At 49.2% G+C, this 22,992-nt stretch carries 19 protein-coding genes; 6 read left to right on the top strand and 13 right to left on the bottom strand.

Translation table 11 applies throughout. The annotated features are described in order from the left end of the window. Positions 1-37 precede the first annotated feature (37 nt). A complete protein-coding gene (gene pckA, locus AC4BAN_RS14960; RefSeq protein ID WP_490565221.1) occupies positions 38-1,651 on the bottom strand; it encodes a phosphoenolpyruvate carboxykinase (ATP) in 1,614 nt (537 codons plus the stop codon). Positions 1,652-1,869: 218 nt separating this feature from the next. Here pckA and AC4BAN_RS14955 point away from each other — a divergent pair, with 218 nt between their 5' ends. After that, on the top strand, positions 1,870-3,444 hold the full coding sequence (locus AC4BAN_RS14955; RefSeq protein WP_490565220.1) for a peptide MFS transporter: 1,575 nt from the start codon (positions 1,870-1,872) through the stop codon (positions 3,442-3,444). A gap of 264 nt (positions 3,445-3,708) precedes the next feature. Continuing rightward, the gene (locus AC4BAN_RS14950) at positions 3,709-4,221 is read left to right on the top strand and encodes a hypothetical protein (protein ID WP_490565219.1); all 513 of its coding nucleotides are present in this window, start codon (positions 3,709-3,711) and stop codon (positions 4,219-4,221) included. 61 nt (positions 4,222-4,282) lie between these two features. Here the strand turns inward: AC4BAN_RS14950 and groL are convergent, their stop codons facing one another. The 11 genes from groL to AC4BAN_RS14895 all read right to left on the bottom strand — a co-directional run bounded on the left by groL (position 4,283) and on the right by AC4BAN_RS14895 (position 16,284). Beyond that, on the bottom strand, positions 4,283-5,920 hold the full coding sequence (gene groL, locus AC4BAN_RS14945; protein ID WP_490565218.1) for a chaperonin GroEL: 1,638 nt from the start codon (positions 5,918-5,920) through the stop codon (positions 4,283-4,285). Positions 5,921-5,959: 39 nt separating this feature from the next. Continuing rightward, the gene (gene groES, locus AC4BAN_RS14940; RefSeq protein ID WP_490565217.1) at positions 5,960-6,250 is read right to left on the bottom strand and encodes a co-chaperone GroES; all 291 of its coding nucleotides are present in this window, start codon (positions 6,248-6,250) and stop codon (positions 5,960-5,962) included. A 246-nt stretch (positions 6,251-6,496) separates the two neighbouring features. Beyond that, positions 6,497-6,886 (bottom strand): preprotein translocase subunit SecG, encoded by a 390-nt coding sequence (gene secG / locus AC4BAN_RS14935; RefSeq protein WP_490565216.1) that lies wholly within the window; start codon positions 6,884-6,886, stop codon positions 6,497-6,499. Position 6,887: 1 nt separating this feature from the next. Beyond that, positions 6,888-8,141 carry a DUF8458 domain-containing protein gene (locus AC4BAN_RS14930; protein ID WP_490565215.1) on the bottom strand — a complete coding sequence of 418 codons (1,254 nt, stop codon included), beginning with the start codon at positions 8,139-8,141 and terminating at the stop codon, positions 6,888-6,890. Positions 8,142-8,173: 32 nt separating this feature from the next. Next, the gene (gene lptE, locus AC4BAN_RS14925) at positions 8,174-8,701 is read right to left on the bottom strand and encodes an LPS assembly lipoprotein LptE (RefSeq protein WP_490565214.1); all 528 of its coding nucleotides are present in this window, start codon (positions 8,699-8,701) and stop codon (positions 8,174-8,176) included. Then, positions 8,679-9,959 (bottom strand): sigma-54 interaction domain-containing protein, encoded by a 1,281-nt coding sequence (locus tag AC4BAN_RS14920; protein ID WP_490565213.1) that lies wholly within the window; start codon positions 9,957-9,959, stop codon positions 8,679-8,681. The genes lptE and AC4BAN_RS14920 overlap by 23 nt, the downstream gene beginning before the upstream one ends. Positions 9,960-10,064: 105 nt before the next feature. Next, a complete protein-coding gene (miaB, locus tag AC4BAN_RS14915) occupies positions 10,065-11,495 on the bottom strand; it encodes a tRNA (N6-isopentenyl adenosine(37)-C2)-methylthiotransferase MiaB (protein WP_490565212.1) in 1,431 nt (476 codons plus the stop codon). A gap of 110 nt (positions 11,496-11,605) precedes the next feature. Next, the gene (locus tag AC4BAN_RS14910; protein ID WP_490565211.1) at positions 11,606-12,904 is read right to left on the bottom strand and encodes an anthranilate synthase component I family protein; all 1,299 of its coding nucleotides are present in this window, start codon (positions 12,902-12,904) and stop codon (positions 11,606-11,608) included. Positions 12,905-12,917: 13 nt separating this feature from the next. Beyond that, positions 12,918-14,396: a tetratricopeptide repeat protein gene (locus tag AC4BAN_RS14905; protein ID WP_490565210.1), complete on the bottom strand. Its 1,479-nt coding sequence runs from the start codon at positions 14,394-14,396 to the stop codon at positions 12,918-12,920. Between the two features lie 49 nt (positions 14,397-14,445). Continuing rightward, positions 14,446-15,177, bottom strand: a complete 732-nt coding sequence (locus AC4BAN_RS14900; RefSeq protein ID WP_490565209.1) for a zinc ribbon domain-containing protein — start codon at positions 15,175-15,177, stop codon at positions 14,446-14,448. A gap of 3 nt (positions 15,178-15,180) precedes the next feature. Then, positions 15,181-16,284: a Nif3-like dinuclear metal center hexameric protein gene (locus AC4BAN_RS14895; RefSeq protein WP_490565208.1), complete on the bottom strand. Its 1,104-nt coding sequence runs from the start codon at positions 16,282-16,284 to the stop codon at positions 15,181-15,183. 72 nt (positions 16,285-16,356) lie between these two features. Here AC4BAN_RS14895 and lpxK point away from each other — a divergent pair, with 72 nt between their 5' ends. From lpxK to AC4BAN_RS14880, 3 genes are all read left to right on the top strand, one after another. Beyond that, positions 16,357-17,421: a tetraacyldisaccharide 4'-kinase gene (lpxK, locus tag AC4BAN_RS14890; protein WP_490565207.1), complete on the top strand. Its 1,065-nt coding sequence runs from the start codon at positions 16,357-16,359 to the stop codon at positions 17,419-17,421. A gap of 64 nt (positions 17,422-17,485) precedes the next feature. Continuing rightward, a complete protein-coding gene (locus AC4BAN_RS14885) occupies positions 17,486-19,393 on the top strand; it encodes a putative porin (RefSeq protein ID WP_490565206.1) in 1,908 nt (635 codons plus the stop codon). A gap of 47 nt (positions 19,394-19,440) precedes the next feature. Then, a complete protein-coding gene (locus AC4BAN_RS14880; RefSeq protein WP_490565205.1) occupies positions 19,441-20,046 on the top strand; it encodes a MiaE family protein in 606 nt (201 codons plus the stop codon). Positions 20,047-20,102: 56 nt separating this feature from the next. Here the strand turns inward: AC4BAN_RS14880 and AC4BAN_RS14875 are convergent, their stop codons facing one another. Continuing rightward, positions 20,103-21,368: an asparagine synthetase B gene (locus AC4BAN_RS14875; RefSeq protein WP_490565204.1), complete on the bottom strand. Its 1,266-nt coding sequence runs from the start codon at positions 21,366-21,368 to the stop codon at positions 20,103-20,105. 137 nt (positions 21,369-21,505) lie between these two features. Between AC4BAN_RS14875 and AC4BAN_RS14870 the strand changes: the two genes are divergently transcribed. Beyond that, complete coding sequence (locus AC4BAN_RS14870) at positions 21,506-22,744, top strand: ABC transporter permease (protein ID WP_490565203.1); 1,239 nt, start codon at positions 21,506-21,508, stop codon at positions 22,742-22,744. Positions 22,745-22,992 lie beyond the last annotated feature (248 nt).

The raw sequence follows: 22,992 nt of genomic DNA, 5'->3' as shown, positions 1-22,992 counted from the left end.
CTTTATACAAAGAGGCTTTTTAAAAGTTTAAAAAAATCTAAGCGGTTACTTCCACTGTTGGAGCACCAGCCAGAATTTTTTCGTTAGCAAAATCTGCGTATTTCTGGAAGTTCTTTACAAACTTTCCACCCAGGTCTGTGGCCTTCCGGTCATACTCCTCCTTATTGGCCCATGTGTTGCGCGGGTTCAGTATTTCTGCGGGTACGTTCGGGCAAGTGTCCGGCATTTCTACTCCAAAAACCGGGTGTTTGGTGTAAGACACGTCGTTTAGCTCTCCTTTTAGAGCAGCCGTGATCATGGCACGCGTGTAAGGTAGTTTCATGCGTGAGCCCACGCCATAAGGCCCGCCTGTCCAGCCGGTGTTTACCAACCACACATTCACGTTGTTCTCTTCCATTTTCTTACCCAGCATTTCTGCATATTTGGTAGGGTGCAGCGGAAGGAACGCAGCCCCGAAACAAGCTGAGAAAGTAGTTTGCGGTTCGGTAATGCCCACCTCGGTTCCGGCCACCTTAGCCGTGTATCCCGAAATGAAGTGGTACATGGCCTGGCTTGTGTTCAGCTTAGAGATGGGAGGCAATACACCAAAGGCATCCGCTGTCAGGAAGAAAATATTCTTTGGTATATCAGCTCTGGATGGTTCAATGGCATTATCGATGTGGTCGATCGGATAGGCTGTGCGCGTGTTCTCTGTTACCGATTTATTAGTATAGTCCACTGTGCGGGTGCCTTCATAGAAGCGCGTGTTCTCCACGATGGCGCCGAAGGTGATCGCTTCCCAGATCTGCGGTTCTTTTTCGTGGGTCAGGTCAATTACTTTGGCATAGCAGCCGCCTTCAAAATTGAAAACACTGTCCTTCGTCCATCCGTGCTCATCATCCCCGATCAGGCCGCGGTCCGGATCAGCGGATAGCGTAGTTTTTCCGGTACCGGACAAGCCGAAGAAAATAGCGGTATCCCCATCCTCGCCCACGTTAGCCGAGCAGTGCATGGACAGTGTTTGGCGCTCCTGAGGCAGAATATAGTTCAATACTCCGAAAATCCCCTTTTTCATCTCTCCCGCATAACCGGTACCACCGATCAGGATCATGTTCTTGGTGAAGTTGATGATGGCGAAGTTTTCCTGCCGTGTGCCATCCACTGCGGGATCCGCTTTAAATTCCGGGGCACAGATAATCGTGAACTCCGGTTTATGGTTTTTTAGTTCCTCCTGTGTCAGGCGCAGAAACATATTATTGCAAAACAGGTTCTGCCATGCTTGCGTATTAATAATGCGCAGGTTCAGGCGATAATCAGGATGTGCGCCTGCGTAGGCATCGCGCACATACAGCTTGCGATCCTTTAAGAATTCGACCATTTTGTCCTGCAGCTGATCAAACTTCTCAGGATCAAAACCGATGTTGATGTCTCCCCACCAAACAGTATCTGCTGTTTTAGCATCTTTTACAATAAAGCGATCTTTAGGAGAGCGCCCGGTAAAGGCACCCGTATCGCACATCAGGGCTCCCGTGTCAGTTAAAACACCTTCACCGTTTTTAATGGCTTCTTCCACCAGCTCGGCAGGAGTAAGGTTCCATAGTACCTCTTTAGCCTCCTGAATGCCTAAGCTTTCCAGACCTACTGCATTAGATTTATCTCCAGATTCTTTCATTTGAAATTAATGGGTTTTTAAAAATGAACGTTATGCGGCAATTCAATGACACAAAAATATAAAAAATTATATCAAAATATCCAGTTTTGCAAATATTGCATGGTCTTGCACAAATAGTGTGGAGGCGCTATAAAATATTTGCCGGAATGCATTTAAACTGATATATTTACCTTCTATGTTTTGCTAAACTAATCTAAACAATCAACTATTTTACATCTATGTCATTAAGAGAGCATACGATTACCGACAAGATAACGGAGCACAACGCCCCCATAGGTGCTGATCCGACAGGCCCCGAAATGTTTGGACATCCGAAAGGATTGTTTTATTTGTTCTTTGCTGAACTTTGGGAGCGCTTCAGCTTCTATGGTATGCGCGCCTTGTTGGTTTTATACATGGTAAACGACCTTTTGTTCAGTGATAGTGTCGCTTTTGGTATCTACGCAGCTTATGGCGCCTTAGTTTATGCCACGCCTGTAATTGGAGGTATGGTTGCTGATAAATTGTTAGGTTATCGTAAATCGATCATGCTCGGAGCTGTCTTGATGGCGATTGGCCACTTTGCTTTAGCTGTACAGAGCCCGGTGTTTTTCTATGGTGCGCTGGCCCTGTTGATTGTTGGTAATGGGTTCTTTAAACCAAACATCTCCACACTGGTTGGCACACTCTACAAACAAGGTGATGCCCGACGCGACGCTGGCTTTACGATCTTTTACATGGGTATCAACATCGGTGCCATGCTGGCTCCGATCATTTGTGGCTGGTTAGGGGTTACTTATGGATGGCACTACGGCTTCGGCGCTGCAGGTGTAGGTATGGTTATTGGTTTAGTCATGTTCTGGCACGGTGCTAGAACAGGTGTGTTCGGTGAGAATGGCTTGCCTCCACATCCTGCGGCTATTAAAGAGAAAGTTGCCGGTATAGCCAGAGGTACATGGGTGCCGCTCCTGACCATACTTTCTTTGCCAGTCTTCGCTATCCTGCTTTATCACGGTGAATTAGATCTACCCGGCCTGGGCGCCACTGTGTTTAGCGGCCACCTGATCGATTATGCCATGTATTACGTGCTGCTGCCTGTGATTGCACTTGTATTACTGTATAACCTGGTTAAGGTGGAGAAAGTAGAGCGCCAGCGCCTGTTGGTTGTCATCCTGCTCACCTTCTTTATCACAGTGTTCTGGTCGTTCTTTGAGCAGGCCGGTTCTTCGCTTACCTTGTTTGCGGAGCGAAACGTAAACCTCACGTTTATGAATGCTGCGCAAACCAACTCAATCAACCCATTCTTTATCGTGTTGTTCGCGTTGCCATTTTCAGCCATGTGGCTTTTGTTCTCACGTAAAGGCATCAACCCTTTTACTCCGGTTAAGTTTGCCCTGGGTATTGCACAGCTTGGCCTGGGCTTCCTGGTTTTTGCCTGGAGTGCGAATTTCGCTGATGCCGAAGGAAAAGTATCCATCTGGTTCCTGATCTTGGGTTACCTGTTCATTACAACAGGCGAATTGTTCATCTCACCAGTGGGCCTGTCTAAGGTAACCGAGTTATCTCCTAAAAAGATCGTGGCCTTTATCATGGGTATTTGGTTCCTGTCGTCTTCTTTTGCGCACCACATTGCAGGTATCATCGCCAAGCTTACCGCCGTGAGCGATGGAGGAGAAGCCGAGGTTTCAGGAATGGCCTCCCTTTTGGCTTACACCAGTGTTTTCGAGCAGATAGCTTATGTGGCTTTCGGATTTGCCGTGCTAGCTCTTATCCTGACGCCTGTTATGCGTAAATGGATGCACGGTATCCATTAACCTAAATTAAATAGTCTTACAAAGCCCCTGCTAGTTATAGCAGGGGCTTTTTTTTGCGTTACTTTTTAAACTATTTTAGGATGAGCAATTGTTGCAATGCAATGTCAGGTTCAACTTAAACGGGGTTTGCCATCCAGTGTGCCTGATTATATGCACTTTTCAACATTTGCCTTTATGCCAGTTTCTGTAAAAAAATTGTACTTAAGCTATCTTGTTGTTCTACTTGTGTGCTTGTCCCTTGTAGCCTGCGAGGTATTGAAAGCTGTGGATGAAGTAATCATTCCGGATGAAAACCCTGAAACCTATATAATAAAAAAAGGAGACCATTACGCACATTTCGGTTTTAAGCGCATAAATACTAAATTATTGCGCTTTGAAGTGGCCTTTGACAGCACCGCGGTATACAAGACACTGGACCCTAATAACCAGGCAGATATAAATAAACTATACGGTGTAGCCGACTGCAATTCGCATCACCAGACGAACAGTGCACGATTTGGATGGAGGTGGTATAACAACAGGCTTGAGATTATGGCTTATACTTATGTTAACCAGCAAAGGGCCTATGAATTCATGTCCGAAGTGGCGCTTGGCAAACCCTACATCCTGGAACTGCGCCTGGAAGATGGACAATATATTTTTCAGCTGAACGATGTAACCAAGACAATGCCCAGGCATTGCAATGGGATAGGAGAAGGCTATAGGCTGTATCCATACTTTGGGGGAGATGAAGTGGCACCGCATGACATAAGCATTAAGATCAGAGACCTGCTCTAGCAAAACAAAAAGCCCCGGGCCATTTACGACCCGGGGCTTTAAGCTTATGTTGGGAATGGAATTACATCATGCCGCCCATGCCACCCATTCCTGGAGGCATGCCTGCTGCACCACCTTTATCTTCTTCCGGCTCTTCTGAAACCACACACTCGGTAGTCAATAAAAGTCCGGCAATAGAGGCCGCATTCTCAAGGGCAAGACGCGTCACCTTGGTTGGGTCTATGATACCGGCTGCGAACATATTTTCATACTTGTTGTCGCGGGCATTGTAACCGTAGTCATTCTTACCTTCTCTAACAGCCTGTACTACCACTGAGCCTTCACCACCTGCGTTAGACACGATCGTTCTAAGCGGAGACTCCAGCGCAGTCTTAATGATCTGCACACCTGTCTGCTCGTCAGCATTGTACACGTTCACGTTTTCAAGGGCAGCGATGGCACGGATCAGGGCAACGCCACCACCGGCAACGATACCTTCCTCCACTGCAGCGCGTGTTGCGTGCAGGGCATCATCCACGCGGTCTTTCTTCTCTTTCATCTCCACTTCAGTAGAAGCACCGATGTAAAGGATAGCCACCCCACCGGAAAGTTTTGCCAAACGCTCCTGTAACTTCTCTTTATCGTAGTCAGATGTGGTTGTCTCCATCTGAGACTTGATCTGGTTTACGCGGGCAACGATATCGTCTTTCTGGCCAGCGCCATTCACCAGCGTTGTATTGTCTTTGTCAATGATCACTTTCTCAGCCTGGCCAAGATACTCCAGCGTCGCGTTTTCCAGCTTATAGCCACGCTCTTCCGAAATAACGGTACCACCTGTCAGGATAGCGATATCCTCCAGCATAGCCTTTCTTCTGTCGCCGAAGCCTGGGGCTTTAACAGCAGCTATTTTAAGAGAACCACGCAATTTGTTAACTACCAAAGTAGCAAGTGCTTCGCCGTCCACATCCTCGGCAACGATGATAAGGCCTTTACCCGTCTGAACCACCTGCTCCAGTACCGGCAGCAGCTCTTTCATGGTAGAAACCTTCTTGTCGTATATCAGGATGTACGGGCTGTCGAACTCAGCCTCCATTTTCTCGGCATTCGTCACGAAGTATGGAGAAAGGTAACCACGGTCAAACTGCATACCTTCCACAGTCTTCACTTCTGTTTCAGTACCTTTTGCTTCCTCTACCGTGATAACGCCATCCTTACCTACTTTATCCATGGCATCGGCGATCATTTTACCGATTTCAGGATCGTTGTTGGCAGAGATGGTACCTACCTGGGAGATCTCCGAAGAATTCTCTATTTTCTTAGACTGTGCGCGTAGGTTTTCAACCACTGCGTTTACCGCTTTGTCAATACCGCGCTTCAGGTCCATTGGGTTGGCCCCTGCCGCAACGTTCTTAATACCGGCCGTGTAGATAGCCTGCGCTAACACAGTGGCCGTAGTAGTACCGTCACCAGCCTGGTCAGCAGTTTTAGAGGCAACCTCCTTCACCAACTGTGCACCCATGTTTTCAATAGGATCTTTCAGCTCAATCTCTTTCGCCACTGAAACGCCGTCTTTAGTAATAGTAGGGGCACCGAATTTTTTATCGATGATCACGTTGCGGCCCTTAGGACCTAAGGTTACTTTTACAGCATTTGCCAGCTTGTCTACGCCAGATTTTATTTTTGTGCGCGCATCGGCATCAAATGTGATGTTTTTAGCCATAGTTATATCTATTAGATAAATGAATTAAAATGGTTTGAATTAAAGGACAGCCAGAATATCAGACTCCCGCATGATCAGGTAGTCATTGCCATCTACTGCGATCTCAGTACCCGCATACTTGCCATACAATACCTGATCACCTACTTGCACTTGCGGCTTCATGATAGAGCCTTGCTCAGAAACTTTGCCCTCTCCAACGGCTACTACCTCGCCGCGCTGTGGCTTCTCTTTGGCTGTGTCAGGAATGATGATACCAGACTTCGTTTTTTCTTCTGCTGCAGCAGGCGCTACAATTACTCTGTCTGCTAATGGTTTAATGCTGATTGACATAGTTGTTATTTTATTAAGTTTAACGGTTGATATTTTAGCTTAACCCCATGGGTACTATCATTTCCTGTGCCAAGGCTGTTTCCCTGCCATTCTAAGTCATTTTTTCAGCATTAAACGTACCCGCACCTGACAAGTTTGACATATTTGGCAGAATTCAAATTCCGATCCTGACGTAAATGCAGCGGCCCAAAAACGAAGAAGCCGGCCTATTAAGGCCGGCTTCTGTATGATGCGTTAAGAAAAAGCTTATTTTGAAGCTGTATCGATCATGGCAGGGATATCCGCAGCACCTGGAATGGCAGCCGTGGTATCGGTAGTTGTGCCGGGTAATGTAGCAGGGCCGCCAGGTAAATTAGACTGACGCGCGCGTTCCTCGTTTATGGTTCTTTCTACTACGCCAGAGTCGCCGGCAGAGCCATCGATCATGTGGGTGGCAAGAGTCAGGACAACCAGGCCAATGGCAAAGCCCCAGGTTAACTTCTCCAACAGGTCTCCTGTGCGCTTCACGCCCATTAGCTGTGAGGTGCTTCCACCGAATTGGCTAGAAAGTCCGCCTCCCTTAGGGTTTTGGGCCAGCACTACTAAAATAAGCAGCACGCAAATGAAAACAATGATACTGATGAGGGCGATGTACATATTAACTTAAGGTTTGTAATTTTTCGATCTGTTCGGCAAAGTAACTCTTTTTTTCGGGATTTTTCAAAATGAGTTGCTCATATATTTTTATGGCTTTTTTCACCTTGCCCTGCTTCAGAAAGATAGTGGCAAGGCTTTCGGATGCCATCCCTTTCTTGATCTTAGTGTATTTAAGGGAAAGGTCTTCCTGCGGCTCGGGCTTTAATTTGATGTTGTTCATCGTTTTAAGCCTCGGATTCAGCTTTAGGAACTGGTCAATGATATCCAGTTGCTTGCTCAACGAATGCGTGTCGGGCTGAATGGCCTTCTCCAGTTCATGGGTCTTGCTGTATTCTAAAATAAGCTCCGGATGGAAGCTGGCAGCAGGCCGGGTATAGTCGTTTTTCAGTTCCAGCGCTTCGCCCATCCTGCTCGAGGCCATCCAGTATCCTAAAGGATCATCGGCAAACAACCGGTCAATTTCATCGAAGGTATAATTGATCTCTGCTGCCTCTGCCTCATCCGGGTCAGGGATCAAAACGGCTGCTGTTTTTTGTGTTGCAGCGTCAGTAGTTTCCTGGTCCTCCTCAAAGCTAGCTGCCTGGTTTTCCGCTGTCTGGTTTGCAGAATGTGGGTTTACAGAATCTGAGTTTTCCGGTGGCGCTGCATTGCCTGTTGTATCCTTTTCCGGCAAAGCGGATTCTTCGCTGCGTTGCGCCATCAGGTCGGTAAACGAAGAGCTGAGGCTGTTCAGGGTTAGCAGCATGGCCAACTCCGACTCAACCGGTTCAGTTGCAGGCACGTGGGGGGTAAGTGGCTGTACTTCCTGTTCTGGTAAATCCTGGGGCTGTTCTGCTAGCTGTGTCGTCTCCTCTATAAGTTCTTCCTCCTCGTCATAGCCATCTACTATTTCACCTACGATATATTCCTCACTATCAATGAGCTTATCCAGCTCCGGCTCATAATTTTCTTTAGCATATGCAGCTGCTGTATTTACCTCTGTTTGCTGGGGAAGGTCCTGCTCACTGTAACTCGGTTCAAGTACAGTTGTGTAAATGATGCGCTTTAATAACTGCCTGTCGGTGGCATAAGCAGAAGCCCTGCGCAACCGTTGCGAGGACAGCATGCTGCCTTTATCGTATGCTGATTTTGCCAGCAGTAAATGGGCCGTCTGGCAATAAGGAAAAGCTGCGGCTACCTTCTCCAGCTCTTCTGTTTGCTGGTCCGAGATATCCGTAACCTGTTTTATCAGTTTAAGGAAAGCTGATTTATTCATGTAGTAGGGATCATTTAACTGATGGTATTTAACTACCAGTCAGCTACAGTTTTATTGAACACGTCTGTAACCAGGCGCTCTGTCATTTGCTCGATGGAAGCAGGCGGAATCTGGGTAACATCAACGTTCTGCTGGAAATCCTGGGAAATACTGAACAGCTGGTCAAAGCTCTTCTCCGGGTTCTTGGTGTTCGTGAACCGTACCTGAATTCCTAGGGTCAAGCGGTTCAAGCCGGCAATGTCCTGCACACCCTCCCGTTGAATGGCCGCCGGGGTGTAAGTAAAACTAACGATCTGTCCTTCTAATTGCAAGTCTCCCTCGCGTTGCAGGATGGTTAAATTCGTGTTTCGGCGATAAAAGTTCTTAAAATTATTGGTAACCGTGTTCGTGAGGTTGGAGGGTCCCTCGCCGGTAGGGTTCTCAAAGTTCTGTATCGAGATGGTTTCTACATCCGGGGGCAGGGTAGAGCCCGATAACGAATATATGCCGCAGCTTCCGCAGACAATTAAAAGCAGCGGTAAAACAAGGGCCAGCAACCTATACTTTATCTTCGATGTCATATTGCTTCAATTTGCGGTAAAGTGTTCTTTCCGATATGCCCAGGTCCTGGGCGGCATACTTGCGCTTGTTATGGTGCTTTTTGAGCGCTTTCAGGATCAGCTCCTTTTCCTTATCCTCCAACGACAGGCTTTCCTCTTCTGTCTCGTGCGAAATATCCTCTACTTTCTGATCTTCATAGTCCTGCATCTGACTGTGTTTTACGGGCAGGTAAAAGTTATCCGCGTGCTTGTGCTCCTGCTGGTAGGTACTTCTTCCGTTCACTGTTTCCAGGTTATCGAACAAATGGCCATGCTCTTTGATCAGGTCCTGGTCGTTTGGCTGGTGCGTCATGATGTCAAACACCAGCTTTTTAAGTTCCGAGACGTCGCGGCGCATGTCAAAAAGCACTTTATAGAGCAGATCCCGCTCCGAAAAAGGTTGATCCGAGGATGCCTCCTTGTTAAAAAGCGCCGGCAGGCTGTTGCTTTGTTCCTTGGGCAGATAATGTTTCAGCTTGCTGCCATCAATCTCACGGTCATACTCCAGCACCGATATTTGCTCCACAATATTTTTCAATTGCCGGATGTTGCCAGGAAAGCGGAAAGAGAGCAGCACCTGTATCGCATCCGGGGTAAGGGTAATGGGCTTTACCTTATACTTTTCAGAAAAATCGGAAGCGAACTTTCTGAACAACAGGTACACATCGTCACCGCGTTCTCGGAGCGAGGGCACCGTAATCGGCACCGTGTTGAGCCGGTAGTAGAGGTCTTCCCGAAACTTGCCTTTTTCCACGGCATTGATCAGATTCACGTTCGTGGCGGCTACCACGCGGACATCCGTCTTCTGTACCTTAGAGGAGCCCACTTTGATAAATTCACCGTTCTCGAGAACACGCAGCAGCCTGGCTTGGGTTCCCAGCGGCATTTCACCTATCTCATCCAAAAAGATGGTTCCCCCGTCAGTTACTTCAAAATAGCCTTTGCGGGTTTCGGAGGCGCCTGTAAAAGATCCTTTCTCGTGCCCGAACAGCTCAGAATCGATGGTGCCCTCCGGGATAGCGCCGCAGTTAATGGCGATGAACTGCCCATGCTTGCGGGGACTTAACTGGTGGATGATCTTGGAAAAGGACTCTTTACCGCTTCCGCTCTCGCCAGTGATCAGCACCGTCATTTCGGTGGGAGCCACCTGAGCGGCTACCTGAATGGCGTGGTTCAGTAGCGGTGAGTTGCCTATGATGCCAAAACGTTGTTTTATACTTTGGATATCGATATTACGCATGTTATAACGTGCTTGAAGGATATGAGCCGATGATGGCATAAGGTGAATCGCGACTTTCCGGCAAAAGCCTCCGGTCAGCGTTTTTGTCAGGCCATCCTTAGCACATTAAATTATTGCTTCCCCGAATAAGGTGCCTACGCTGCAGTCATGCACAAACACGTTCACATAGTCGCCTTTTTTGTAATGCTTTTTATCGAAGATGACCACTTTGTTCTGGTCGTTGCGGCCACTTAGCTGCTCCACCGACTTCTTAGAAAAGTTCTCTACCAGCACGCGGTGTATTTTACCTATGTCGCGTTTATTGCGGGCAAGAGAGGTTTCGCGTTGCTTGGTAATGATCTCATCGAGGCGGCGTTTCTTTACTTCCAAAGGTATGTCGTCCTCGAATTTGCGTGCGGCCAGGGTTCCGGGGCGTTCTGAGTAAAAGAACATGTAGGAGTAATCGTACTGCACATAGTCCATCAGTGAGAGCGTATCCAGGTGCTCCTCTTCCGTCTCCGTGCAGAAACCCGCGATCATGTCTGATGAAATACCGCAGTCCTCGCCCAGTATGCTTCGGATGGCGTCCACTCTATTGAGGTACCATTCCCGGTCATAGGTACGGTTCATCAGCTCCAGCACGCGGGAGTTTCCACTTTGTGCCGGCAAATGGATGTACTTGCAGATATTGTCATACTTTTTAATGGTGTAAAGTACTTCATCTGTGATGTCTTTGGGGTGGGAGGTAGAGAACCTGACCCGCAGTTCAGGCGACACGAGGGCCACCAGTTCCAGCAGTTGCGCAAAATTGATCTGCTCCGAACCATCCGCTGATGTCCATTTATAGGAGTCCACATTCTGCCCTAATAAAGTAACCTCCTTGTAGCCCTGGCTAACCAGGGTCTGAGCCTCCCGCACAATAGAGTGGGCATCCCGGCTGCGCTCACGCCCCCGGGTGAACGGAACCACACAAAACGAGCACATGTTATCGCACCCGCGCATGATGGAGATAAAGGCGCTTACCCCGTTCGTGTTCAAGCGGATAGGGTTGATGTCGGCGTAAGTCTCCTCCCGTGAAAGTAGTACGTTTACGGCTTTTTGCCCCCCGTCCACTTCACTAATCAGGTTAGGCAGGTCGCGGTAAGCATCGGGGCCAACCACCATGTCCACGATCTTTTCTTCCTCCAGCAACGATTTTTTGAGGCGCTCAGCCATGCAGCCCAGCACACCCACCATCATCGCCGGTTTTTTCTTCTTATAATAATTGATCTGGCTTAGCCTGTTGCGAACGGTTTGCTCCGCTTTCTCACGGATAGAGCAGGTATTCAGAAAAACCAGATCAGCCTCCTCAATTTGGGAAGTCGTGTCAAAACCCTGCTCAAACATGATCGACGACACGATCTCGCTGTCTGAAAAGTTCATGGCGCAGCCGTAACTCTCTATGTATAGCTTGCGCGATTTGCCCGTGTGCGTTGCCTGGGTAACATGCGTGTCACAGGCGGCGGCTTGTTCCGGGGTGCGGTTGTCTATAAAATCTAAATCTATAATCGGATCCATACTTAAACTTTTACAGCAGCAAATATACGATAATCTGAACAAACCGTGACAGAATGACAGGCTCTTTTAGCTAATACCGGCCAAAAAATTAGAATTCAGGAAAAGTTGGATTAAAAAGCTGCCTTGTTCAGCACCTTTAATATCGCCGCCGCTTTCAAAAGGCACTCTTCATACTCTTGTTGTGGGTCCGAGTCGATGGTAATGGCGCTGCCCACCATAAAGGAGAGGTACTTTTTATAGGCATTGTACTGTATGCTTCTGATCACTACATTAAAATCACAGTCCTGCTGTCCGGTTATGTATCCGAAAGCACCGGAATAAAGTCCTCGTTTGGTCTCTTCCAGCTCCTCGATCAGTTGCATGGCGCTTATTTTGGGTGCCCCCGTCATGCTGCCCATCGGGAAGGCCCCCATCATCGCATCCACCAGATCGTGTTCGGGCTTCAATTGCCCCGTGATGGTGGAGATCATTTGCGATACCTGCTTAAAGCCATAGATGCCGAACAGCTCCTCCACTTGTACCGTGCCGATGGCGCAGGACCTGCTCAAGTCATTCCGGACCAGGTCTACGATCATCATGTTCTCAGCAAGTTCTTTCTCGTCGTGCCTTAGCCGATGCTGCAAGGCCTTGTCTTCCGCAGCTGTTTTCCCGCGCCGGATGGTGCCTTTAATAGGCTGTGAAATCAGTTTATTGCCATCTTTTTTCAGGAAACGCTCCGGGGAGGCGCACAGTAAATATTTGCTGTCATACTTTAAAAATCCAGAAAATGGGGCGGGGGAGGCCGCGCTCAAGGCCAGGAACAGCGGCAAAGGCGGCACCTCAACTTGTTCGGCAAAAAATTCCATACAGTAGTTCAGCTCATATACGTCTCCTTCCAGTATATGCTTTTTTATGCGCGCAACCTGGGAAATGTATTTTTCGGGAGATACCCGTTGCATCGGCTCTATGTGCAGCGGTTGTAGGGGCAAGGAGGGCGGGGTGGCAAGTATAGCACCTATAACTGCCGGCGTGCTATCGGTTGAGCAGCAAACAAGTATTTGGTCCGGGCTAAAGTATAACACCACTTCCGGGCAGAAGAAAAAAATATTCGGAAAATTCAGCCCATCCGGATGTTCACTGTGCAGTTTCTCCAGTTGGTTCTTCAGATCATAGCCCAGGTAGCCGCAAAGCAAGGGGTGCTGTCGCTGCAGTTCTTTCCGAAGGCTCCTGAAGCTATCATGCTGGTTAAGCGGGAGGGGCTGGCTACCCGAAACGGCAAGCAGATGCTGAAAGCCCTGGTGCGGGTAGGGGATGTCCTGGGGATTATAATAGGCGACCAGGGGATATTGCTGCGCCCAGGCTAGCGCCTGCTGCCGGAAGGCCTCAGGGCTAACAGGGAGTTCAGCATGGGTGAGTTTGGTTGAGTACATCTGTTAAACCTGTTTACAGCGCAGAGAGGGCGAGCTTTGCTTTCGCGTCAATGCTGCTCTTATACTCATGCCCTTTATAGCCCATGGCTTTCTTAAAGTATGCGCGCGCCAGGTCTTTCCGATGCAGTTCCTCGTACAGGTAGCCCAATTGCAAGGCGGCGTTTGGGGCAAAATAAAGTCCTGATGTGCCGCAAGCCGTGATGGCATGCTTGTAATACCGGATCGATTGCAGGGTATCCTCCATGCCATGGAAGATCCTGGCCTTTCGGTAAAGGTACTCGGCACGAATCGGCAGGGGGGAACTGGCCGTAGTGTCTACCTCTTCCAGGGCAAGCAGCGCTTCGCGGTAATACCCCCCGTCCGAACGCAGGCGCGCCAGCAGCAGGTTCCTATCCGGCCTTTCCTGTTTCTCTACAAAGCGGGCGGCATACTTGTCCTCCTCAATTTCTGTGGTGCCCGCGCGGTTGATCTGCTTGTAAAACCAGAGCGCCTGTGGCTGGTGCCTATCCAGGAAATAAGCCAGGTAGAGCTTAAAATTAGCTGCCTTGATATAATGTTCCCCTTTGTGCTGCTCCAGGAAAAGCAGGTTTTCCCTTTCGGATGCCCCGTAGTTCCCCTGAAAAAGGTATAAATCGGCGGCCATGTGCCGGAGGTAAGGGAAAGAGAGGTACTGGCTGCCCTGCTTTCGCCTGGCATAATGCTGAAGGGCTTGCTCGGCGTGCTTCGTCTTTTTAAGTAAATGGATGGCAGTGAAGCGATACAGCAGGTTGTCCGGTTCATTTTCAACGAGTTGCTCCACCATGTTGATGGCCAGTTGTTCCTGCTCCTGCTCTAGAAGTTGCAGCGAGAGCGCATAGATCAACTGTGCCTCCTCCTGAAAAGGGTTTTCGCGGGTGGCAACCAGTTTGAGGTTCTCCATCCCGGTTTTCACATCGCCTTTCATGCCAATGATATTCAGGAACCAGCGGTAATTATCCGGCACCGACCCGATAAGCACTTGCAGCATGCCCAGGGTTTTTTTATTCGGAATGAACTGCGGGTAATACCGGGCATTCGCCTCGTACTGCAGGTATGCCTGCCGGATGTCCCAGGCAGCACTTAACCTGTTGCCAAACAACAACTTGCTGATGCCGACCTGCATCCTGACCTCTGCCAGCGCGAAATTTCGCCAGGCGGAGCGCTCGCTCATACTTTCCAAATGCTCTAACCGCCTTTCCTGGTTTTGCAGCAATTTGTTGTAGGCAGAGGCATCCTGTTGCACGCACAGCGTCAGGAAATCACCGTAGTTCTGGATGAGCAGGGCCGATGCGTTTTTTGGTTCCGCCTGCAGGGCCTTTCGGGAATAAGCATCGCCGGCAACAACCTTTAGCTTTAGATATTCCTGGTGTGCCCTAAAAACGACAGGGGTATAGGAAGACGAGGCCGCCGCCGCTTCACAGCAAAAGGCGCAGCTGAAAAACAGCACCAAAAAAAAAGGATGGTTCAGAGCCATCCTTTTTACTATAGTATAAAAGCGTTTTGCGCTCAAGGTACTTCGGTATTTAGTATACACGCAGTTCTACACCCGCCAGTATACGGCCGCAGTGTTCGCATACAATCACTTTCTTCTGCGCGGCAATGTCTGCCTGGCGCTGCGGTGGAACCGTGTTGAAGCAACCGCCACAAGCATCGCGCTTTACCGTAACCACGGCCAGGCCGTTTCTTACGTTCTTGCGAATGCGCGAATAAGCGCTCAATAGGCGATCCTCGATGTTAGAGGCTGCAGCATTGCGCTCTACTTCCAGCTTCGACTCTTCGTCTTCGCTTTCAGAAACGATCTGATCAAGCTCGTGCTTTTTGTTGGTCAGGTCTTTCTTGCGTTCGTCAAGGCGGAGCTTGGTGCCTTCGATGTCCGTATTTTTCTGCTCTATCTGGTAATAGGCTTCCTTGATCTTCTTCTCTGCGATCTGCATTTCCAGTTTCTGAAGCTCTACCTCTTTGGTAATGGCATCATATTCTCGGTTATTGCGAACATTCTGCTGCTGATCTTCATACTTGCGAATTAGGCCCTCTGCATCTTTGATAGACTGCTTGCGCTGCGCGATCGACTCGTTCAAGGCGGCAACCTCATCATCAAATTTACGAACCCTTACCTCATAGCCTTCAATTTCATCCTCCAGGTCCTGAACCTCTTCGGGCAGGTCACCCCTTACGCGTCTGATCTCATCAAGCTGCGAATCGATGGTTTGAAGCTTTAATAATGCGTCCAATTTGCTGGCTACAGTACTTTCCATGTATTAATAGGTGTATCTGATAGGGTTTGTGTTTACTTCCGATAAATAGACTGCAAAATTAGCAAAGTTTTCGGAAATTGTATCATAAAAAATCTCCTTTGTAAATACTTCGCTTTCATAATGCCCAATGTCTGCGATCAGCAGCTTCTTTTCAGCGTCGAAGAACTCATGGTACTTCACATCGCCGGTCACAAAAGCATCCGCGCCCTGCCGCAGCGCATCTTTTATCAGAAAGCTTCCTGCTCCGCCGCAAACGGCCACCGTTTTAACACGATCGGTATCGGACAGGGTGTAGCGTATACCGGGTAGTTGCATTTTCTCCTTCACATACGCCAGGAATTCCTGAACCGCCACGGCCTGGGGAAGCTCTCCGAGCATGCCGGTACCCACTTCCTGGTTCTGGTTTTTGAGGGGGTGCAGGTAATGGGCCACTTCCTCGTAAGGATGGGCTTTTTTAAGGGCAGCCATGACCTGTTTCTGCAGGTACGCCGGGAAGATGACCTCGATTCTGTTTTCCTGCACCTGCTCCGGTTTGGCCGCTTTCCCAATCGTCGGGTTGGCGTTAACAGAGGGCTGAAAGCGGCCCGTGCCCTGTACCTGGAAACTGCAGTTGCTGTATTCCCCGATATTGCCCGCGCCAGCCTGGTGCAGGGCCTGCAGTACGTGATCGGTATCCGGAACCGGGACAAACGCGGTGAGTTGCAGGAGCGTCTGTGGTTTTTTAACCAACAGCCGCTGGTTCTGTAGCTGTAGCTTATCCGCGATCTTCGTGTTTACTCCCCCCACCACGCTGTCCAGGTTGGTATGGCTGGCGTATATGGCAATATCATGCTGAATGGCCTTTATAATGGTGCGCTCCACGTAGCTGCGCCCCGTCAAGGACTTCAAACCCTTAAAAATGACCGGGTGGTGCGCCACGATCAGGTTGCAGCCTCGTTCAATGGCTTCCTCAACCACTTCCTCGGTACAGTCGAGGGTTACCAGCACGCCCCGTACTTCAGTAGCCGGATTTCCGGTCTGGAGGCCGGCATTGTCGTAACTTTCCTGGTAACTGAGGGGCGCCAGCTTTTCCAGTACTTGTGTAACCTCTTGAATTGATGTGATCATAGTTTTACGAATTCCTATACTTTAGCGTGCTGCAATAAAATTAGTCTTAATTTTGCTTTAGCTGAAATTCAGATGATAAAATTTCTAAAATATGCGCTGTGGCCCTTCTCGCTAGTATACGGAGGAATTATGGCCGTGCGCAACCATTTGTATGATGAGGGACTAAAGGCTACACACCACTTTGAACTCCCCGTTATAGCCGTGGGAAACCTGACGGTGGGTGGCACCGGTAAAACGCCTCATGTGGAATACCTGCTACGGTTGTTGCAAACTTACAAACTGGCTACACTGAGCAGGGGGTATAAGCGCAACACAAAAGGATTTATACTTGCCGATGCCGAATCTACGCCTGCCATGCTGGGAGATGAGCCTTTTCAGTATCACAGCGATTTTCCGGAGGTAAAGGTAGCCGTTAGCGAGAGCAGGGTTGCTGGCGTGCAACAGCTACTCCAGCGCGTGGCGGGCTTAGAGGTCATCTTACTGGATGATGCGATGCAACACCGCGCCATTAAACCATCCCTGAACATCATGCTCACAGATTACGAGCGCCTTTTTACGAATGATCTGGTGCTGCCCGCCGGACGGCTGCGTGAGTTCAGAACCGGGGCCGCGCGTGCTGATGCGGTGGTGGTAACCAAATGCCCCCATGAGTTGGCAGATACCGAGATGAACCAGCTGCACGTTTCGATCAGCCGCTACACCAGCGCAGGTTGCCAGGTGTTTTTCACCCATTTCAACTATGGGGCACCCGTTGCCATGGGGCACCGGAAAAAAATAAGCCGACAGGTACTGCTGCTAACGGGTATTGCTAATCCGGGGCCTTTGCGTGAGTACCTGCAAGCACAAAACTACCAGGTGGTAGCGGAGCTGATCTACCCGGACCACCACCTGTATACCCCCCAGGATATGGCTAAAGTTAAAAAGTATGCAACTCGGTACAAGGAGCATGAAATCAGTGTGATTATGACCCGTAAAGATGCCGTTAAATTGATGGATGAGAGCCTGGAGCACCTTACCCGTGAACTCCCCGCCTTTTACCTTCCCATTCAGGTTGAGTTTTTACAAAATGGCTCATCCTTTGATGATCTTGTTCGCACGCACGTACAGGACAAATTACAAAGTATGAGGGCTGGCTAGGCCACCGCAAAGTATAGATGGGGTAGAAGTATGCTTGTTTTGTGAAAATCACTAATTTTGAACTGTGAATCGAAAGTTATTAGTCAAAATAATCCTCCTCGTCTGCCTGCTGTCAGGTTATAGCGCCGCTGCGCAGATCATTGATGATACCACCAGAGTCCTCTATAGCCCTCGTACTACCTTGCAACTGTATGAGAAAGATGTGCTGGAGGGCATTCTGGAGCGTCGCCGGGTCGATACCTCTATCCAAAACCTGCAGAATGAGCGGTTCTGGTTCAACGATACCTCCTATTTCCAGCACTTGGGCAATGTAGGCACCTCAGCAAAGCCGCTCTTGTTCCGGATGCCCGATAAAATCGGCAAACGCTTGGGTAAAAATGTGTTTGACCGTTATGCCTATGACCCGGAGCGCATCAATTATTTTGATACGCGCTCGCCATACTCCCATTTATACTATGTGCAGGGGCAACGCGGCGAACAGGTTTTTGAAGGCATGTACGCCCGCAACATCACCAAGCGCTGGAACGCCGGCGCAGCTTACCAGATATTGTCCGCTAACAAACAGATCGGGGTTACAGGCCGGCGCGATGGCCTGATCGATAACCAGGCAGTGAAGCTGTTCTCGCACTACAGCTCTAAAAACGAAAAGTACGACATCTTCTTTAATTACTCGCTCATGAAACATGAGCAGGTGGAGTTTGGCGGCGTGCGGCCGCAGGCAGGCGACACTACCCGAGATGATTTATTCGGCTATGAGACGGAGGCTGTATTTCTGAACCAGGCAGCCACGGAGGAGTCGCGCAACAACCTGCATGTGACAAATATCTATAAACTGGCCGGTGAGAACCTGAAAGTATACCATACCTTGGATCTGCACCGCCAGGTGGATACGTACAACGACAGCGATTTACAGAGTGAGGATATTAACGGCAGCAGCAGGCTGGTCTTTTACCCGGATACAATTTTTTCCTCTGTCCGGACCAAGGACCGGACCAATTACAAGGAGGCGCAAAACCTGTTTGGCGTGACGGGCAACAGTAAAATCTCTTTTTACAAGGCATATTTAAAGCACCGGCTGTCCAGCATCGACTACAGTGTGCTGGATTTTGTGAAAAACGATTCCAGTTCGCAGGAGATCAGGCCCTCGCAGGGCGCAACGTATAATCAATTGTTTGTAGGGGGGCAGTTAAGGCTTTTTTACGAGAACAAGGCTGAGATCCTGGTGGATGGCGAGTTTCAGATCACCTCAGATTACCGGGTAAAGGCCCAGGGAACTTTGGCAGGCCTGCGGTTTTCGCAGGAGCGCGTGCTTCGTTCGCCCTCTTTGGTGGAGCACTTTATGTTAAGCAATCATTTTTTGTGGGATAACGACCAGTTTCTGAACACCGTGTACGACAGGTCCAGGGTTTCCTACGAAGGAAAGCTGGGGGATCGGCAATTCCTGCGTTTGGCTGGTAACTTTATTAATATCAATCGTTTGGTATATTTTAATGAAGAGGCTGTGCCTGAACAGCTCACAAATACACAACGCATTTTAGGGGCCGAACTGACACATCATATCCGCTTCGGCCCGGTTCATTTCGAAAATTTTGTGGCGTATACCAATACCGATGAAGCAGACAAGATCAGGGTGCCGGAGTGGCTTGTGGATTCGAAGCTTTATTATGAGGGTTACATTTTTAAGAAAGCCTTGTTTGGTCAGTTTGGGGTGCAGGCCACCATGCCTACCGGGTACTATGCAGATGCCTACATGCCAGTTACACAACAGTTTTACCTGCAAAATAACTTTAAGCTGCTTACCTATCCTGTTATTGATGTATTTATCAATGCCGATATCAAGACGCTGAACGTGTTCCTGAAGATGAGCCATGTGAACAATGAGCTCTGGGAACCAGGTTATTTTGTGACACCGTTCTACCCAGGCATGCGCCGCAGTTTTGTGTTTGGTTTAAAATGGATGTTCTTTGATTAAGCTTGAACAGACCTCTATTCCTTCTACAATTCCCTACACCATCATTCATGACTTCACAGCCAACTAAAACCATACTTCGTCTGGAATTGCCCACTGACCCAAGGTGGGTAAACATAGCCGAGAAAAATATCGAGGATATACTGGTGGACCATGCTTATTGTGAGCAAAAAGCAGCCTCCTCAGCTATTTCGCTGATCGTGAAGTACCCCGACAAAACGAGGCTGGTAGAGGAGATGACAGAACTGGTGGCAGAGGAGTGGAGTCATTTTGAACGGGTGCTGGACCAGTTGAAGAAGCGGGGTTTCAGCCTAGGCCGTAACCGCCCCGATGAGTACGTTGTAGAGCTCGTGAAGCATATCCGGAAAGGAGGGTTGCGGGAGCGTCAGCTCATGGATCAGCTGCTGATTAATGCACTTATCGAGGCACGCAGCTGCGAGCGATTCAAGCTGCTCTGGAAAAACATACAGGATGAGGAGTTGCAAAAATTCTATTACGAACTGATGGTTTCAGAAGCCGGCCATTATGTGGGCTTTGTGAAGCTGGCAAAAGAGTACATGCCTGCAGAAGAAGTGGATGCCAGGCTAAAAGAACTGCTACAAATAGAAGCCGCTATCATGCGCGACCTGGAGCCCCGGCCCGATAGAATGCATTAATCGTACAGTATAAGGCACTGGAACGGTTCTGTAAAAACCCACCATGAAGCTACCAATCAGGTCTTTTGTTTCTTCTTTTTAGCCGCCGGAAACAGGATGTTGTTCAGGATCAGGCGATAACCGGGAGAGTTAGGGTGTAGGGCCAGGTCTGTGGGATCTTCTCCTACCAGGTGCTGGTAGTCTTCCGGGTCGTGGCCTCCGTAAAAAGTCCAGGTGCCGCGGGCGTAGGTGCCGTGCATGTACCGGATCTCACCCAACTCCTTGTTTTCCCCCATCACCACCACCTCTGGTTTCACCAGGCCTTTACGAAATGCGGTGGTCTGCCCCATGAACCCCTTTATTGTTTTAACATGGTTCTGGGTGAGCATGGTCGGGATGGGGTCCCATTTGGCGGAGAAGGTGAACAGCTGAAAATAATCGTTTGCCTCAGTTACCGGCCGTTCCTGCGGTTGCATGTCGATGGTAGAGTACTCATACTCCAGGGGGTTGCGGGAAAGTATAAAGTCTTTGAAAGCAAATGTTTTATCATAGTTCAGCTTACGTTGCGCATCAGGGTCAGCAGCATCCCCGTCGAACATGGCCTCCACAATGTCAACTCCTTCGGCGGCCAAGGCAATATCGTAGGTGTCCGTTGCCGAGCACATGGCAAACAGAAACCCCCCGCCGGCGCAAAAGTCCTTTATCTTGTTCACCACAGCCAGCTTCAACTCAGATACTTTTTTGAAACCTAGCGCAGTGGCCGATTCCTCCGCTTCGCGCTGTTGTTCCTGATACCAGGGGTAGTGGCGGTAGCTGGCGTAAAACTTTCCGTACTGGCCGGTAAAATCCTCGTGGTGCAGGTGTATCCAGTCATACTTGGGCAAGTCCCCCTGAATAATCTCTTTGTCATAGATCACATCGTACGGGATCTCGGCATAGGTTAGCACCAGGGTAACGGCATCGTCCCAGGGCATTTTAGATTTGGGGGTGTATACCGCGATTTTAGGCACCTTCTCCAGCTTCATCACATCCATGTTGGCATCAGGGTTGCTGATCTCGGTCAGGATGCTGTTGTACTGTGCGTCGGAGATGACGTTGTAGCTGACACCACGCACGATGAGCTCGTTCTCCAGTGGCTGCGCATACTGGAAAGCAAAACTGCCCCCGCGGTAGTTCAACAGCCAGTCTACGGATACCTGCTTGCCGAGCACCCAATAGGCAGCGCCATAAGATTTCAGGTGGTCCTTCTGAGATTCGTCCATCGGAACCAGGATGGTGCTGGCCAGAGAGGAAAAGGAGGCCGCCAGGCAAACCAGAAAAAGGATGAAAGTGCGGAAAATCATTTGATTCGTCATCAAAATATAGTCGACTGTAGAAAATTGATTCTTATTTCATATAATGAGGCTATATTTATGAGCACGCCGCATTTTTATAGTATAACGAAAGTTCAGTAAAAAGCGCACATAAATATTGATGATAGATGAACCTGCTCGAAAATATACGCGAAAGCCTCAGGGCCATTCACGGCAACCTGCTTCGAACCATCCTCACCGGCCTGATCATCTCCATCGGCATCATGTCATTGGTCGGTATCCTGACTGCCGTTGACAGCATGAAACATTCCCTTACCGCCACTTTCTCGAGCCTGGGCGCCAATGCTTTTGACATACGCCGGAAAGGCTTCAACAACCGCGGAAGCCAGCAGGGCCGCGTTGAAAAAGTATACCCGGAGATCACGTACGAACAGGCTTCCGAGTATAAAGATAGGATGTCAGGGAATGCAAATGTTAGTCTTTCAGCTTTTATTTCCGGCGCCACAGTGGTAAAAAGCACAACTGAAAAAACAAACCCTAACATCAGTGTGGTAGGCGGGGACGAATATTACCTTCAGATACAGAACTTAAACCTTGCCTCGGGCCGAGGTTTCTCTAGCTTCGAGCATGAGTTCGGGTCCAATGTGGCGATCATTGGGGATGAGATTCAACAGACTTTATTTAAGGGCAAAGATCCGATCGGGGAATACATCACTTTTTTGGGTCGCCGGTTTAAAATCATCGGGCAATTAGAGGCAAAAGGGAGCAGCATGGGTGGAAGCGGGGACAGGCGGATTGTTATTCCGCTCGAAACAGGCAGACAGATTCCGACCCAGGGCTCACGCTTGAATTATGACATTAAAACGGCCATACCAAAGCCGGAAGAACTGAATTACGTGATGGGTGAGGCAACGGGCATTATGCGGAACGTGCGGCAGGATAATTTAGGGCAAGCGGACTCTTTTGAGATACGCAGAAGCGATTCCGCTTTGCAAAGCCTGAACGAGATCTCGGGATACCTAAAGGTGGGTGGTTTCGTGATCGGCTTTATCACCTTGCTGGGTGCTTCTGTTGGTTTGATGAACATCATGATGGTATCGGTGAGCGAACGCACCCGCGAAATTGGCGTACGGAAGGCCCTGGGTGCTACCGCTGTGCAAATCAGGCAGCAGTTCCTGATCGAGGCAGTGGTGATCTGTATCCTGGGTGGCCTGGTCGGGATCCTTTTCGGTATACTGATGGGTAACGGCATTGCCTCGCTGATCGGAGAAGGCGGTTTTATCGTGCCCTGGCTTTGGGTTCTGGTCGGCCTCACCATCTGTGTGGTCGTCGGTGTTATTTCCGGCTATTACCCCGCTTTCAAAGCCTCCAAGCTAGACCCGATCGAATCGTTACGATACGAGTAAAACAGAGTGCTGTCTGCCTTGCAAGTTTGGAAGAATGTTTCTGTAGACGCAGTGGGTTAATAGGCGAAAATCGGATCACCGGGTTTTTAACTTTATAAATAGCACATTCAAAAAGGCGAGTGTATGCCCAGGAGTGGTCGGAAGAAATTCCGACCATTTTTTGTATGGGGGCTGTTTTTTTGTTCCCTGACTTATATGCTTCTTTTGTTTGTTGTCTTTACAGGCTAAAAGATTGAACAGATGAGCAT

This window comes from Pontibacter sp. GD13 (assembly GCF_058216355.1).
This window is presented reverse-complemented; position numbering and strand designations above follow the sequence as displayed.